Source organism: Halobacillus sp. GSS1 (assembly GCF_017307035.1).
GTDB classification, from domain to species: Bacteria; Bacillota; Bacilli; order Bacillales; family Halobacillaceae; genus Halobacillus; species Halobacillus litoralis.
This window is the reverse complement of the sequence record NZ_JAFLHE010000002.1, coordinates 1-15,949: the sequence shown is the minus strand read 5'-3', so window position 1 is coordinate 15,949 and position 15,949 is coordinate 1. Positions and strand designations below refer to the sequence as shown.

General features: G+C 41.4%; 16 protein-coding genes. 6 read left to right on the top strand and 10 right to left on the bottom strand.

From position 1 onward, the window contains the following. Window positions 1-407: 407 nt before the first annotated feature. The gene (locus J0K78_RS06505; RefSeq protein WP_206945939.1) at window positions 408-2,270 is read right to left on the bottom strand and encodes a monovalent cation:proton antiporter family protein; all 1,863 of its coding nucleotides are present in this window, start codon (window positions 2,268-2,270) and stop codon (window positions 408-410) included. 15 nt (window positions 2,271-2,285) lie between these two features. Next, on the bottom strand, window positions 2,286-3,650 hold the full coding sequence (mgtE, locus tag J0K78_RS06500) for a magnesium transporter (RefSeq protein ID WP_160912041.1): 1,365 nt from the start codon (window positions 3,648-3,650) through the stop codon (window positions 2,286-2,288). 263 nt (window positions 3,651-3,913) lie between these two features. Here mgtE and prpE point away from each other — a divergent pair, with 263 nt between their 5' ends. After that, window positions 3,914-4,645: a bis(5'-nucleosyl)-tetraphosphatase PrpE gene (gene prpE / locus J0K78_RS06495; protein ID WP_206945938.1), complete on the top strand. Its 732-nt coding sequence runs from the start codon at window positions 3,914-3,916 to the stop codon at window positions 4,643-4,645. Between the two features lie 59 nt (window positions 4,646-4,704). On the opposite strand, the gene J0K78_RS06490 is transcribed toward prpE, so the two are convergent. From J0K78_RS06490 to yjbM, 3 genes are read right to left on the bottom strand one after another with little or no spacing between them, the layout of a single operon-like run. Beyond that, on the bottom strand, window positions 4,705-5,556 hold the full coding sequence (locus J0K78_RS06490; RefSeq protein ID WP_370551082.1) for an RluA family pseudouridine synthase: 852 nt from the start codon (window positions 5,554-5,556) through the stop codon (window positions 4,705-4,707). A gap of 19 nt (window positions 5,557-5,575) precedes the next feature. Then, entirely contained in the window at window positions 5,576-6,382 is an 807-nt protein-coding gene (locus J0K78_RS06485) for an NAD kinase (RefSeq protein WP_160912035.1), read from the bottom strand. A 16-nt stretch (window positions 6,383-6,398) separates the two neighbouring features. Continuing rightward, window positions 6,399-7,037 carry a GTP diphosphokinase gene (gene yjbM, locus J0K78_RS06480; RefSeq protein ID WP_160913719.1) on the bottom strand — a complete coding sequence of 213 codons (639 nt, stop codon included), beginning with the start codon at window positions 7,035-7,037 and terminating at the stop codon, window positions 6,399-6,401. 133 nt (window positions 7,038-7,170) lie between these two features. Here yjbM and J0K78_RS06475 point away from each other — a divergent pair, with 133 nt between their 5' ends. The 4 genes from J0K78_RS06475 to J0K78_RS06460 all read left to right on the top strand — a co-directional run bounded on the left by J0K78_RS06475 (window position 7,171) and on the right by J0K78_RS06460 (window position 9,361). Beyond that, on the top strand, window positions 7,171-7,755 hold the full coding sequence (locus J0K78_RS06475) for a CYTH domain-containing protein (RefSeq protein ID WP_206945936.1): 585 nt from the start codon (window positions 7,171-7,173) through the stop codon (window positions 7,753-7,755). 54 nt (window positions 7,756-7,809) lie between these two features. Beyond that, complete coding sequence (locus J0K78_RS06470) at window positions 7,810-8,208, top strand: globin domain-containing protein (protein ID WP_206945935.1); 399 nt, start codon at window positions 7,810-7,812, stop codon at window positions 8,206-8,208. Further along, window positions 8,205-9,092, top strand: coding sequence for a ClpXP adapter SpxH family protein (locus tag J0K78_RS06465; RefSeq protein ID WP_206945934.1), 888 nt, complete (start codon window positions 8,205-8,207; stop codon window positions 9,090-9,092). Before J0K78_RS06470 ends, J0K78_RS06465 begins: the two co-directional genes overlap by 4 nt. 92 nt (window positions 9,093-9,184) lie before the next feature. Further along, window positions 9,185-9,361 carry a hypothetical protein gene (locus tag J0K78_RS06460; protein WP_206946310.1) on the top strand — a complete coding sequence of 59 codons (177 nt, stop codon included), beginning with the start codon at window positions 9,185-9,187 and terminating at the stop codon, window positions 9,359-9,361. 38 nt (window positions 9,362-9,399) lie between these two features. Here J0K78_RS06460 and pepF read toward each other — a convergent pair whose 3' ends face one another. The 3 genes from pepF to mecA form a co-directional block, all read right to left on the bottom strand. After that, window positions 9,400-11,208 (bottom strand): oligoendopeptidase F, encoded by a 1,809-nt coding sequence (gene pepF, locus J0K78_RS06455; protein ID WP_206945933.1) that lies wholly within the window; start codon window positions 11,206-11,208, stop codon window positions 9,400-9,402. Between the two features lie 65 nt (window positions 11,209-11,273). Further along, window positions 11,274-12,425, bottom strand: a complete 1,152-nt coding sequence (locus J0K78_RS06450) for a competence protein CoiA (RefSeq protein ID WP_206945932.1) — start codon at window positions 12,423-12,425, stop codon at window positions 11,274-11,276. Window positions 12,426-12,598: 173 nt separating this feature from the next. After that, window positions 12,599-13,297 carry an adaptor protein MecA gene (gene mecA / locus J0K78_RS06445; RefSeq protein ID WP_206945931.1) on the bottom strand — a complete coding sequence of 233 codons (699 nt, stop codon included), beginning with the start codon at window positions 13,295-13,297 and terminating at the stop codon, window positions 12,599-12,601. Window positions 13,298-13,592: 295 nt separating this feature from the next. Between mecA and J0K78_RS06440 the strand changes: the two genes are divergently transcribed. Further along, entirely contained in the window at window positions 13,593-14,258 is a 666-nt protein-coding gene (locus J0K78_RS06440; RefSeq protein WP_206945930.1) for a TerC family protein, read from the top strand. Between the two features lie 85 nt (window positions 14,259-14,343). On the opposite strand, the gene spxA is transcribed toward J0K78_RS06440, so the two are convergent. Together spxA and J0K78_RS06430 are read right to left on the bottom strand one after the other, a co-directional pair. Then, window positions 14,344-14,739: a transcriptional regulator SpxA gene (gene spxA, locus J0K78_RS06435; RefSeq protein ID WP_160912021.1), complete on the bottom strand. Its 396-nt coding sequence runs from the start codon at window positions 14,737-14,739 to the stop codon at window positions 14,344-14,346. 287 nt (window positions 14,740-15,026) lie between these two features. After that, on the bottom strand, window positions 15,027-15,614 hold the full coding sequence (locus tag J0K78_RS06430) for a GNAT family N-acetyltransferase (RefSeq protein ID WP_160912019.1): 588 nt from the start codon (window positions 15,612-15,614) through the stop codon (window positions 15,027-15,029). Window positions 15,615-15,949: the final 335 nt, after the last annotated feature.

Below are 15,949 nucleotides of genomic sequence, written 5' to 3'. Positions count from 1 at the left end.
TCGAGACACTGATATAGCAAAGGGGCGGAGGGGAATGGCGAGACTCCTATCTTAAGTGTGCAGGCGCCTTGATCAGCGGCGTATGGACTGGACTGAGCTGGAGGAGATAAAGGAAACACGAAGAACGAAGTGATTCGATGTTGACTTATCGTACAGAAGCGAGGGAAGTCTCACTAGACGCTAGGCGCCGGAACCGGATATCTAGGAGGAAAAAGTGCAGGGTGAGACCCCACAGGACGTAGTCCGAGGAGGCTCACCGCGCTCCCGCGGAAAGCGAGTCATTCCCCGCAGTCCCCATACACTCAACAAAAATCTCGAAACTGAGTCTTCCACAAACGGGAGCTATAGTGGAAGAAGGGAAATATAAAAAACCGCTCCTTCTCGTGATGAGAAAGAGCGGTTATAGGTTAACACCATTCACAATACTCCAGTTCCAATTTTAGTTCTTCCACGTACTCATGAGAGCCTGTAACGATTAGACGGTCACCCATTTTCAATTCTGTATCTCCGTGAGGGACGATGGAATCTTTCCCGCGGAAAATACGAACCATGATCACATCTCCAGTAAAAGGAAACTCACGAAGGTGAATGCCATTATAAACCGAGTTGTTCATATTGATTTGATAAAGCGCACTATCTTGTTTGGTTAATATGTCGACAACATTTGGCGCTTCAATCATCGCTTTAAGAAGTGCTTTTGATGATAAGAATACGGAGAAAACATTGATATTGAGGTCTTTCATTTCCTGAGATAAGTCTGGGGACTCCACTCGGACAATGATTCGCTCTACTCCTTGTTCTTTAGCAAACCGGGCAATCTCAGCATTTCTTTCTTCGTCGCCCGTAGAAGCGACTAACAAGTCTACCTCGAAGACTCCAAGTTCTTTCATCTTTTCGACATCATATCCATCTAACTCTTTGATATCAAAGCAATTACGGCTGATCCGCTCATCAATTTTATCCATTTTTGTATGGTATAGATGAGTTTCATAAGCATGAATGTCCAGTTCTCGAACCACTGGTAGGGTCATGCGGTTGGAACCGATAAAGGAAACGACCGTCTTATGGTCTTCATCTTCAAAACGTCCATAAATCTTTTTGAAAACAATCGGTGCCACAAGACATGTCAGGACAGCCACTAGAATCAGGGCTCCTTCCATTTGGTCATCAATCATCCCTTCCCGCTTCCCAATGGCAGCCGCAGCAATCACAAGAGAGAGTGTGGAAGTAAGAATAAAACCTGATCCAAAAACTGTTTTCTTATCATACCACTTACTCAAAATTAATGCAGGAACAATCTTAGAGACGAGCAAGGCGATAAATAACAGTGGAATTAATATGAGAACACGTGAATCTGTAAATAGACTCCATATATCAATTTCCACACCAACCATTACGAAAAAGATTGGAATTAAGAAGCCATATCCGAAACTGTCCAAGCGCTTGACCATCTCCGGGTTTGGAGACAACAGCGAAACAAGTGTACCTGCTAAGAAAGCACCAAGAATATTTTCTGCTCCTACCGTTTCCGATAAAGCGACTAGCAGAAGGATGAGTGTGAACACAGCACGCGTATCGATCTGGATGGTCCCTTTGGCCATCGTCTCGACGAACGACTGGTGACGAAACTTTTTGCCGATGTAATAGAAAAGCACACCTGCTGCAAAAAGTATAAGCAGTAACCATGTGTTTCCACCGCTTTCCCCATAAATGGATACGAAAACAGCCAGTAAAATCATCGTCACAAGATCGGCGATGACCGCAATAAGGAGAATTGTCTGACCAATCGTAGTCTTCATCATTTGTGCATCCTTCAACGTTGGAACGACTACTCCCAATGAAATGGTGGAAATAATCAGTGTCATCAGGAAGGCGTTGTCAATGAAACCTGCCAGAACAAATAGATAAGAAAGTGCCAGAGATATAACGAAAATACCAATGAAGACCGTAGTCGCCACCCATACAGGATTCGGAGCACCTGTCCCTTTGTTTTCCGGCTTCGCTTTTTTCTTTCTACTTGCAAATATAGAAAAATCAATTTCCAACCCACTGAGGAACATCAGAAAAATGAACCCTAATGTAGACAGGATTTCTAACCAGCTTCCTTGTTCTACTATGTCAAATCCACTTTGACCGATGATTAATCCTACGATGATTTCTGCTACTACAACCGGAATGATATTCAATTTAAAACGGTGTAGTAAGATGGGAGTTATGAATGCTGCGATAATTACAATAACTAGAGAAGTTACTGATGCACCATGTTCCATACTCGCCCTCCTTCCTTAAATCAATAAATTCATGAAAGCTGTCGCGAGTCCAAAGTAAATCAGAATGGAAATCAAGTCATTCACCGTTGTGATGAATGGACCTGAAGCAACAGCAGGGTCGATCTTTAAACGATGCATAAGAAGGGGAACGAGAGAGCCAGCCAATGTTGCTACAACCAAGGTCATAAAGATGGACAATCCAACTAATGCGCCTAGATAGAAGTTTTCATGCCATATATATACAATAAGAGTGATCAATACACCACAAGAAAGCCCGGTAATGATGCCGGTCCCTGCTTCTCTCATCATCATTTTCCATTTCCCTTGCTTTTCAATTTCCCCGGTAGCGATACCGCGGACAGCAACGGCTAGTGCCTGCGTTCCAGTATTTCCCGCCATTCCGGCAATCAGCGGAATGAAAATAGCGAGAATAGCTACTTGATCCAAGGTGTCCTCAAAACGCCCAATAAGACTGGCTGTTAAACTTCCCAAGAAAAGTAGAATGACAAGCCAGGGCAAACGCTTTTTGGCTGAAGCAAAAGCATTGTCATCAGGGCTGTCAACGTCAGAAACGGCAGCAAGTTTAGAATAGTCATCACTTGCTTCTTCTTCCATGACGTCCATAATGTCATCGACGGTGATGATTCCAAGAAGATGGTCCTGGAAATCAACTACTGGTAAGGCAAGAAAGTCGTAGTCGCGCACCATACGTGCCACTTCTTCCTGGTCTTCACCGACTGAGACCGATACCACTCGTTCATTCATAACGTCTGATATCAGCCATTCTTCTTCAGATATAATCAAATCCCTCAACGAAATAACACCAACGAGCCGTTTATCTTCATTAATGACATATGTGTAATAAATCGTCTCGGCATCCGGGGCTTCTGTTCTGAGATGAACCATCGCTTCCTTGATCGTCATACCGGCTTTAACGACAACGAATTCTGTTGTCATGATAGAACCAGCGGTTTTTTCTTCATAATGAAGCAGGTCTTTAATTTCGTCAGCTGCATCATCATCCATGATCGTCAAGAAACTCGCCACTTTATCTTTATCTAATTCGTTTAAAATATCAACAGCATCATCCGTCGACATTTCAGCGAAGACTTGCGCAGCAAAAGTCGGGTCCATTTCAGTAAAGAAAGGTTCAATTTCATCATAATCGATGTGCTCCATGACATCTGCAACCTCTTCCGGAGAGAGGTAGGTATAAATCTGCATTCGGATTTCTTTATCCAAATCTTCAAAAATACGGGCCTGGTCATATGGATGCAATTCGAGAAATTCTGCACGAAACTGGTCGATATGATCATTGAACAAGGCATCTTTAATATTCGTCCAAACTTCTTGGCGCTCCTGGTCATCTAAGTGTTCCATAAGCAACCCTCCCCAGTGTCTATTTCGTTTTTGACCGTTTAATCTTAATGGCGTTACACCTGTTTGTCAACGAAAGTTACTCAATTTTTCAACAGTCAAATTCATCACATAAATGTAGTTTAACAGAAGGAATCGATGTTAGGGAATATACTCCCCGTATGTTTAGTATTTCGAAGGCTTGGGAAAAATATCTTCCATATATAGGACAGCGCTCAATCTATAAAGAACCAAGACCATTATTGAGACTAAAAAGGAGAATGACTATGTACTACGACATAATCGGGGATGTCCACGGCTGCTTAGACGAATTAATCCAGTTATTTGAAAAACTCGGCTATGAATGGAATGATGGCCTGCCGGAACACCCAGAGGGACGTACACCCGTATTCGTAGGAGACATTACGGACCGAGGACCTTCTTCCATAGAATGTATTACCTTCGTCTATCGTTTAGTGACGGAAAGAGGGGCCCATTATGTCCCGGGAAATCATTGCAACAAATTGTATCGTTTCTTTCTAGGGAATCCAGTCAAGGAAAAGCACGGATTGGAGACGACCGCTGAGGAATACCGTTCCTTGTCAAAAAAAGAACAGATGGATGTTAAACAACAATTCAAGCATTTGTATGAGCAGGCCCCCTTGCATTTGATTTTAAAAGATGTGGATGCCGTTGTTGCTCATGCCGGAATCCGAGAAGAAGATATCGGTCATAAAAGTAAAAAGATCGAAACGTTCGTACTCTACGGGGATATTACTGGTGAAAAGCTTCCAGATGGTCGTCCCGTCAGAAGAGACTGGGCTCAGCATTACAAGGGAGGAAGATGGATCGTCTATGGACATACGCCTGTCCGCGAACCCCGTTTTGTTAACAAAACCGTTAACATAGATACAGGGTGCGTGTTCGGAGGCAGGTTGACTGCTTTCCGATTGCCCGAAGAAGAAATTTTCAGTGTCCCATCAAGCATGCCTTTTGTAGAAGAAAAGTTCAGATATTAAAAAGCAGGAGCACTTATGGCTCCTGCTTTTTTTAGTATGTTCCTAGGAAGTCCTGCTGTTCAAGCAAATGCTTCCCATTCTCTTGGTGGTTCTGATGTAAAAGTCATCTTTTTCTTCGTCCATGGGTGGATGAAATGAAGCCGCTCACAATGCAACGCCTGACCATCCATACCTTCCACCTTTTTCCCACCATACAATGTGTCTCCAGCTAAAGGATACCCCTTATAAGCCATATGAACTCGAATTTGGTGCGTCCGCCCGGTGAGAAGTTTAAAACGGACCCTTGAGTAATTTTTCTCTTGATGAATAAGGTGATACAGAGTTTTTGAGGGCTTGCCTCTTGAAGATACGACCCTTCGGATGATCGAGTCCTCTGCACGGCCGATTGGCTCATCAATCAAACCTTCCTTAACTTGTAATTCCCCTTCGACAATGGCCACGTACTGCCGGGAAATCAAGTCCAGGTTCTGGGTAAGAAGTCTATGACTATAAGCGTGTTTAGCAATCAACATCAATCCTGACGTATCTCTGTCCAGCCTCGTGACAATATGAGCGGTACAAGGATATCCTCTTTGTTCATATTCAAATAACAGGAAACTTGCAATCGAAGTCTCTTTTTGGTCAAAAGGAGGAACTACAGGAATGCCTGCGGGCTTATTAAGGACCATGATATCTTCATCCTCAAATACAATCGGTAATGGGCCCTGGTGAGGGAGAATCGCTCCTTTTTCTTCTTCAGGAAAAACGACCACAACTTCATCGCCGGCCTCTAATGTACGCCACATTTTCTCCTGAATTCCATTGATCAATACCACACCATCCATACGTACCTTCTTGATCAACTGCCTGGAAAACTCACCTGCCTGCAGCAAAAAATCACGAATGGAATAACCTGTGTAAACATCTGTCACCCGCCAACTCTTTGTCACATTACTCTGAGTAGTCATCGGCCACAAAGGAATCGTGGACACGTTTCCAGAATGGGAACGGACGGAACCGAGCAAACCGCACTTTTTCTTCAGCAACGCGGCACTGAATCGATTTTACGTCTTTATAAGTACGAGTGATGTGATCAATGGTGAAAAGAAAGCTGCGGTCATGCTTTGGCTTGAACATGCACGTATGATGGCTGGGTAAAATAAGCGGGGAACCTATCGTACGGAACACACGGTTATTAATGGAAGCCATTTCTGCAATTTGAAAAGCTTCAAGTGATGGATGCAGAATCGCTCCACCCAGCGCCTTATTATAGGCTGTACTCCCAGATGGTGTAGATACGCAGAGCCCATCTCCACGAAAAGTCTCAAAATGATCACCTTTGATTTCAATGTCCATAACCACCGAGCCTTCAGAGGTTTTGATCGTACACTCATTCAGTGCAAGATATCGGTCTTCTTCTCCCCCGCTTTTCGGACGGATGGTCACTTCCAGAAGTGGGTACTCGACCACCTGAAACGGGGTCTTCGCAATCTCAATAATCAGCTTTTCTAATTCCTCGGGCATCCAATCGGCATAAAAACCAAGATGTCCGGTATGTATTCCTATGAAAGCTGTTTTATCCAACCGGTGAACATACGTATGGAATGCTTCCAGCAATGTACCATCTCCACCGACAGAAATGGCAAGATCGGGTTCATCTTCATCGTATTCCAACTTAAACTCCGTCAAATAGTTTTTAATTTTCGAACGGATTTCGTTCGATTTTTGATCACCTTTGGAAAGGATCGAGAACTTCATCGGTCCACCCACTCCTTTAAGTTTTTCTAGGGTTCTTCTTTTGTTCTTCTTTTCTCAAAAATGCTCGCTGGGCTTCTTGAATCTCACTTTTAATTTTTGACATCTCTTCATCGAGCTGAAAGGCAGCTTCACCGGCACGTTTGAGCCGTGATTTTATTTCTGATGGTATTTTCCCCGAGTATTTATAATTTAATGAGTGTTCATTGGTTGCCCAAAAGTTCATCGCAAGGGTACGAATTTGAATTTCTGCCAATACTTTTTTCTCTCCATGAATGGTTTCCACAGGGTAACGAATAATGACATGAAAAGATCTATACCCACTTTCCTTTTTCCTTGAAACGTAATCTTTCTCTTCGACAATCTCAAAATCATGGCGGTTCCGAAGCATAGTGGCAACGGCATAAATATCATCTACAAATTGACAGACTACTCTCACTCCGGCTATATCCTGCAGTTCTTCCTCGATGTTTTCAGGATTAATGGCTTTTCGTCTAGCCTTTTCAATAATGCTTGATTTCGGCTTCACGCGTCCGGTTACAAATTCAATAGGAGATTGTTCCTCCTCATATTCAAACTGCCGTCGCATGCCTTTTAATTTAATTTTTAATTCCTCCACTACTTGTGCATAAGGTGCTATAAATATATCCCAATTCATCAAGCAACCACCTTTATGTATCCAATCTTCATAGTAAATATGTGCGTTTTCTTCATCATTCATTGTATCATAAAGTTAGCCTGCAGAATAAGCAGAGCGCCTGACATTATACTACGATCAGGAGGTCTTAACTATGGCACAGGAAATTGAAATCGAATTTAAAAACTTATTAACAAAAGACGAATATGAAAAGGTTTATCATTTTTTACCATTCAAATCAGTTGAACTCAAGGAGCAAACCAATTATTATTTTGAAACAGAAGACCTAAAGTTAAAACAGCAAGGTTCTGCTTTGAGGATTCGTCAAAAAAATGCTCAATGGACATTGACTCTTAAACAGCCCCACCCAGAAGGTCTGCTTGAAACTCATGATTCACTTACAGAAGAAGAAGCTAACCTTTGGATTCAAAACAAAATGACGGAAAAGCCTCACGTATCTAAACAACTGAATGATCTAGGTATCTCCTTTGAAGATCTTTACTACCTCGGTTCTCTTACAACGAGACGGAAAGAACTTGACTACAAAGGGACCACCGTCGTCCTTGACCACAGCCTTTATTATGACAAGGAAGATTATGAACTGGAAGTAGAAGCCGGATCTAAAGAGGCTGGAAATAAAGTGATGGAAGAAATTCTGCGCACATGCAATATTCCTAACCGTGAAACAGATAATAAGATCAAACGTTTCTATGACAGAAAGCAACTACAATCAGAATAGTTGCCGTGCTCTAGCCCTCATTGCTAAAATGATGAACAGACAGGAAGGGATGTTATGCAACAACGAGAAACGTTTTTTGAGGAAATTGGAAAAGAAAAAATTGATGAGCTTGTAGAAGCTTTTTATAAACGTGTAAGTAAGCATCCGGATTTGATTCCCATCTTTCCGGACGATCTTACAGAAACGATAAGAAAGCAAAAACAGTTTTTAACCCAGTTTTTCGGCGGGCCTCCACTCTACGTTGAGGAACATGGCCATCCGATGTTACGGGCAAGACACCTTCCATTCAAAATCACCCCTACAAGAAGAGATGCATGGTTATCCTGCATGTCAGGTGCTATGAATGAAGTTGATATTCAAGAACCACATCGTTCTTTCATGTTTGAAAGGCTTACGATGACAGCAAATCATATGATGAATTCACCAGAAGATGAGAAAGGAGAATCGATGTGAGTTGGAAAAGTTTAAACAGTGACAGCGGGAAAACAGGAACAGCTAGCGGTTTTTTCGATTTACTGAAACGACCGATTGAGATCTATGTTTTCATTGATCCCTTATGCCCTGAATGCTGGTCACTGGAACCATTCCTCAAAAAGCTCACGATCGAATATGGACGTTTCTTTACTCTCCGGCCGATCATCAGCGGGAAGCTTGCTTCTTTACACCAGAATAAGATGAAGAAGCCTGAAAACTTAAAAGAGGCATGGGACAAGACCGGTTCACGTACAGGTATGTGCTGTGATGGGGATGTATGGCTTGAAAACCCAGTATCTTCCCCACTTGCCACGGCTCTAGCAGTAAAAGCAGCTGAATTGCAAGGGAAAAAGGCGGGAATGCGCTTTTTAAGAAAGGTTCAGGAATATGTTTTCTTGGAAAAACAGAACATTTCTGATGAATCGATTTTAATTGAGTGTGCAGAAAAATCCCATCTTGATGTTACTGAATTCAAAAAAGATCTCCAAGGAGACGCAGCCAGAAGAGCTTTACAGTGCGATTTAAAATTAGCTCATGAGATGGATGTGGATTCCACTCCAACCATTGTCGTCTTTAATGAATCAGAAGAAGATGCCGGCTTAAAAATCACAGGACTATACACTTACGACGTTTATGTGAAAGTGTTGAAAGAAATGCTGCAAAAAGATCCAAAGCCTGGCATAAAACCAGCTTTGGAGGATTTCTTGCAACACTATCGCTTTGTCGCCAACAAAGAGATTGCAGTCGTTTATGACTGGACAGAACAAGAAGCCAAACGCGAAATGAAAAAGCTGGTACTAAAGCAGAAAGTGCGGGAAGTGCCTGTTAAGCATGGAGCTTTCTGGCAATATATCGAAAGTTGATCAAACTCCCGGAAACGGGAGTTTTTTCTATGGCAAGGAGTCATGTGGACCCATACACCTCCATAAAATGAACCATGGAGGTGTATGTGGCGATGAAAATTTGGATGATCCTTCTCTTCGTTATCAGTGTTGTATTTCTATCTGCTTTTCATTTGTTTGCACTCATGAATTTATATCCAATTTACATCAGCTCTCCTTTATTATTCATGGCGATTTACTTCATTGTATCCATTCCATCCCACAAGAAAACATTCCGGGGATTTAAATAAACCCACAGAACCGTTTGTTCTGTGGGTTTACCTGTGTATTACTTTTTCAGAAGTTGTTCCATTTCATTTAACTTTTCTTCAAAGACATCCAGTGCTGATAAGATCGGATCTTTCGATGTCATATCGACTCCAGCCTGCTTTAGAACCTCAATTGGATAATCGCTGCTACCCGCTTTCAAGAAGTTCTTGTAACGCTCAACCGCCGGTTCCCCTTCTTCAAGGATTTGACCTGCCAATGCCTGTGCTGCCGCATAGCCGGTAGAATATTGATACACATAATATCCCATATAGAAATGTGGAATCCGTGCCCATTCAAGTCCAATTTTCTCATCAATGACAATATTATCCCCGAAATATTTCTTATTGAGATCATAATAAATTTCTGTTAGTTTTTCAGCCGTCAAAGCTTCTCCATTTTGGGCTTGTATGTGAATCTCATGTTCAAACTCCGCAAACATCGTCTGACGGAAAACCGTCCCACGGAATCCTTCCAAAAAGTTATTCAACAAATAAAGTTTCTCTTTTTCACTATTTGTTTTCTTAATCATATAGTCATTAAGAAGCGCTTCATTGCAAGTGGAAGCTACCTCGGCAACGAAAATGGAATAATTGCCATAACGATATGGCTGATTTTTATGTGTGTAATAGCTATGAAGAGAATGCCCCAGTTCATGAGCTAAGGTAAATAAATTGTTTACATTATCCTGCCAGTTCATAAGGATATATGGATTCGTCCCATAGTGTCCGGATGAATAAGCACCGCTTCGTTTCCCCTTATTTTCTTCTACATCAATCCAGCGATTTTCAAATCCCTCTTTTAAGATATTGACGTATTCTTCCCCTAACGGCTCCAGGCCTTTGATGACCAAGTCCTGAGCTTCTTCGTATGAAACTTCCATCTCTGCATCTTTCACAAGCGGAGTGTACAAGTCATACATATGAACTTCATCAAGATCCAGCACTTCTTTTCGCAGCTCTGCATAGCGATGCAGGAGAGGAAGTCTCTCGTTGACCGCTTCCAACAGGTTATCATAAACTGATTCAGGAATATTGTTGCTGTCCAGCTTCGCTTGTCGTGCCCGATCATACTTCCTTACAGACGCATTGAAGTTGTTCTTCTTCACATGACCACCCAGAGTGGAGGCAAATGTGTTCTTGAAGGATCCAAACGTATCGTACATCGCATCAAACGCAGATTTTCTCACTTCCCGATCATGGGACTTCAGAAAATTGATATAACGCCCGTGAGTGAGGTCCACCTCTTCTCCTTTTTCATTTTTGATGGTCGGAAAAGTAAGATCCGCATTGTTTAAAGCTCCGAATGTTTGTGAAGGATTGGCACCAATCTCTGAGAAACCAGCCAACAATTTCTCTTCTTTCTCACTCAATACATGTGCCCGTTGGCGTGTGATTTCATCAAGTGTATGTTCATACAGCTCTAAGGGCTCATAAGATTCAATAAAGCTCTTCACTTTCCCCTCAGGAAGAGCGAGGATCTCCGGAACGATAAAGCTCATAGCCGAGGCGATCTTCGTATATAAGTTTTCAGCTTTAGCATTCATCTCCTGGTAATGAGCATTCGTTGTATCCTGGTCATTTCTCATATGAGCATACGTGTATAACAAGCCTATCTTATGGGAGATTTTATCCTGAAAAGAAAGCAGATCATAGAGCTGCTCTGCAGATTCCCCAAGTTTACCCTGGTACTTTTCTAATTCAGGAAGCAGCTTCTTCGCTTCTTCTAGTTCTTTATACCATTCTTCATCTGTTGCAAACATGGCTTCAAGGTCCCATGTTTTTTCAACAGGTATTTCTTCTCGTTTTGGTAGCTCTTTCGCAGACGACATCCAACATCCTCCTTCAAAATAATTCGTCACCCTAAAAATTTCTCTATTCAGGTGTAAATCCCTTCCTAAATCTTAATTCTTTGTAAATTTTTCAACTGTTCCAACGTCCTGCGATCATCTTCCAACGCATCTTCCACTCGCTTATGGAAGGGGACCTGTTTGATCTTGATATAATTATTCTTCCCTGTTTTTTCTATGATATTTAATTGAGTAAGTAAGTCTAAATATTGTTGACTTAAATGAGGGATGTATCCATTGGGAGTGGAAGGGATTTTGATGAAAGGGAATTCGACACGAGAACCTAAGGGGAGGTGAAAGAAATGATCAAGGAATAAGCGCGTCTGCCATACATAAGGCCTTCTCCCGGTTTGCACTTGGCCTGGGAGAGGCAAATAACAGATGCTTGGGATTAACGAAAAATGATATCCTCTTAAATAAAGATATTGACGATAATTCCGTTCTTCAGAGCTTACCTGACTCTGATAAACGGTCCTATTTTTATACCATAATCTCTCCACTTCACTTAAGAATTGACCCTCCATGTAACTCGATGGTACAGAGGAAAATAACTGAGGGAAATTGAGGTTAGTGATAGTGGAAGAGAAAGTATTCGCAAATACCCGTCGTCCGCCTGCGGATTTAGTATTCGAAATCACCCAGATGATATTTTTTGAAGCATGAAAAAAGTACAATCGATAGTCATCATTGAAGTGATAAAGGAAAGAGCGTGTAAAATCACTGAGGGAATAATGATTGAAGTTAGAGGAATGAAGATGTTTTGCACCAAGAATCCAAAGAGGAAAAACCCCTGCATCCCGGTAGGAGAGCGTTCTTTTATCAATTTCGAGCTTGGGTATCGAAGCACACTGATACTCAATGGCGATTCTTTTATCATTGGCCAATAAATATAAGTCCGGTCGTTGTCTAATCTCTGGCAAATATTGTTCGAGGTGAACGTCATAACCTTGATTCTTCAACCAATGAAACAATCTCCATTTCCCTCGACTGTGTTCGATTGTCTCTCCTCCTTTTATCATCGTACAATCGCTTTTGGGAAGATGGGAAAAGTGAGGAATCGTCCGTGATCCTGATCGTATTTGTAACCTTTCGTGACAAACTGGACAAAAATAAGGTGACTTTTTTGCCAGTTCTATTTCCTCTTGCCTCAGCTGATACAAAGATTTTAGGTCTCCATTTGTATTCAAAGCATACAACACCTATTCAAACACCTCCTCCCCCTCTTATTCGACATAATACCCCAATATTCCTGCTCCATAAAGACCTACAACTTCCAAACATTAGCCGAACCTTACTAGAACTTTTAAGAAAAAATAAGGTACAGCTTTTTAAATCAAAAAAAATAAGCACACATAGTTGTGTGCTCGTTGAATTAATCGACAGGAAAATATTCTTTTATTGATTCCAATGCCTGCTCGTTGAATATCGTCTTTCCATACTCCTCTAACCTGTGAATCGTAAGGGTTGACTCATGTCCATATTCCATAAGTTGACTCAACACATTTTCTTGATCGTCATCGCTCATATTTTCATCGTTGAATTGAATATATAAATAGTAACGATCTTCAAAATGGAATAAACGCTGCTCCATTGCTTCAGCTGGCAATACGTAGTGGCTCAGTTGGATCACATCTTCAAAATCATTAAACTTGAGTGTGAATGTCAGAGGTTCATCTGACTCCTCCTGATCCTCATCGTATTCACTCTTATGATCATAGTCCTCGGAAGAATGGAATTTATCATCAAGCAGTGATTCCAGCTTTTCATCCACCGGAACATCAATTGCCTTACCGTCCTCATTCGGAAGTTCGAGCTTTTGGCCATCCTGGGATACCTGGGCTTTCGTCACGATCACTTCTAGTCCTTTGTCCATCGCCTGGACCTGAATCCACAACGGACCATCAGCCTGGAAGTTTTCCTGATCGTTCACTTCATCCATCATTTCCCAAAAGAGCTGTTCACTGCGTTCTCGGTTATACCAAATTTCTTCTCTGTCAAAACCTCTTTGTTCTACATCTTGATATGTCACGTAAAATTTAACGGTATTTTCATTAATGCGTTCGATTTCCATACGTTTCTCTCCCTTCTTGTCATGTTTTAAGGGGGAAGGGAACACTCACCCTTGCGTCGCTTATAAAACCTTACCCGTTAGGCCAAAGCTTCAACCGTAATGATGTGTAGAGATAAGGGTTGATGTACTTCTATTGTATGACAGCAATGGCTGTTTGGAAAACAAAATGCTCGAATTCAGCATATAACCATTTGTGTCATGAATAAACATGGAAATAGGCCCTCATTCGGTTGATTGACTTTTTATTTTAGCTTATTCCCTTAGGTTTGTCACTACATAGCAGGAGGATTTTTCAATGAACTGGGACTTGCTTGAACCATTACTTATCATTATCAGTATTGATATCATTCTTGGCGGTGATAATGCCGTAGTCATAGCACTGGCCAGCCGCAATTTACCGCCTGAACAAAGAAACAAAGCGATTATTCTTGGGACAGGCTTAGCGATTGCTGCCAGAGTCCTTTTGACTATGGTTGCACTTTATCTTCTCCAAATCCCTTTCCTTCAATTAATCGGGGGATTGCTTCTCTTTTATATTGCCATGAAACTGCTAACTGATACAGAAGAGACCGATAACATCAAAGCAGGTGACAGTCTGGCTGCTGCTGTAAAAACAATTGTGTTTGCAGATATCGTGATGGGTTTTGATAATGTACTTGCCATAGCTGGAGCCTCTCACAACAACATTATTCTTGTCATGATTGGGCTTCTCGTATCTGTCCCTATCATCGTTTGGGGAAGTCGTATCATCCTCGTGCTCATGGACAAGTTTCCACTCCTGATTTATTTCGGAGCAGGAATTTTAACTTACACAGCTGCCGAGATGGTCATGGAAGACCGCTACGTCCTCCAATACACGGAGGCATACCCATTCATCCATCAGTGGTTTGCAGTAGTTATGGTAATAGCAGTCGTTACTCTAGGTTATTTTTCCAACAAAAGAAAAGGCACGGCATTCTAACGAAAAAAACACCCATTTTCTTAGTAAGCATTAGTGAATAAAAAAAGCTGTAATGGTAAGATTACCATCACAGCTTTTTTATTTATTAATTGACTAAGCGTTGTGCTTCTTTCAATTGGAATGTGCGAACACTTCTAGGTAAGAAACGTCGAATTTCATCTTCGTTATAACCTACCTGCAGACGTTTGTCATCCAGAATAATCGGGCGGCGTAACAAACCAGGGTTATCCTGTATCAAGTCAAAGAGATCCTGCATAGGCAGCTGATCGAAATCTACCTTCAGTTTTTGGAATACTTTTGAGCGTGTAGAGATGATTTCTTCCGTCCCATCCTCCGTCATACGGAGAATTTCCTTAATCTCATCCAACGTTAGCGGCTCAGAGAAGATGTTTCGCTCAGTATAAGGAATATCGTGCTCTTCCAGCCATGCTTTAGCTTTTCGACATGATGTACAACTTGGTGAGGTATAAAGTGTAACCATACAGAAACTTCACTCCTCAATATTTTATGGTAGAACTTTAATTGCTTATTTTTATTTGTAATCAATATAATCTAACCATGATTCTACTATAACACACCTGTCAAGTTTTATCTATGAAAACACGAACATATGTTACAGAAAGCAATTATAAATCGTTTCCATGTACTTATACCACGTTTTATGTAGTGATAAACACCTTTTTTTATAGAAAATATAAAAACACTGTATTTTCAACTACTCGCCTTCCATTGAAAATACCCACCATAATGTAAGGTGGGTATGTGTGATCAGTTTTTGGTTTTATCCAGTTCTAAAATGTTCTTTGTATCACGATCTTCATCGTGAGTCAGAACTTCATCAACATGCTGATAGGACTTCCCATAGAATTCTTTATCCTTATACGTATGGATTTCTGTGTACATTTCTTTCATTTGCTCATAGATCTGTTCTTCAGATGCATCTTCAGGAGACCAGTAAAGGATTTCCATCTGATTGAGTTCGTTTGTAACAACCGAACGCCTTGTATAACCGATGGATTTTGCATGCTTAAATCCTTCACGTTGATAAAAGCGGAGTCTTGCTTCAGTATCCGAGTCCTCATAGTCGACAGGTTCAACTTCAAGGATGATCGGCTTCCCTTTCGCCTTCATTTTTTCGATGAGTTTATGACCAAGTCCTTGACCACGCGAAGCAGTGGAAACGTATACATAGTCGATAAAAAGAAAAGAATCGAATTCCGCGTACATAAGGACGTGGTTTTCTCCTTCATCTTTGTAGTACACATTACTTTTTTCTTTTAATAATGCTTCCATGTGTTCTTTCGATTTCATTTCCTCTACTGGGAAATACTCGTTCAACTTCTCATACCAATTCATTGATCTACTCCCTTATCATTAGTCATCTTCTATTATACCGAATAATCATTCAGTTGTTAAATGCTATTCTATACACTTCTTTTGCATTTGTAATGTCTGCTGTGTATAGAATGTGGAAGATGCCTTTAATGTATGCTTTATTTATCCATTTCCTAAAATGTCCTCGAAAAAACGTCCTTCCCCTCTCATCGCTTTAGAAATTACAGATAAGCTCCCGTTTGTGGAAGACTCAGTTTCGAGACTTTTGTTGGGTGGATGGGGGCTGCGGGGAATAGCTCGCTTTCCGCGGGAGCGCGGTGAGCCTCCTCGGACTGCGTCCTGTGGGGTCTCACCAT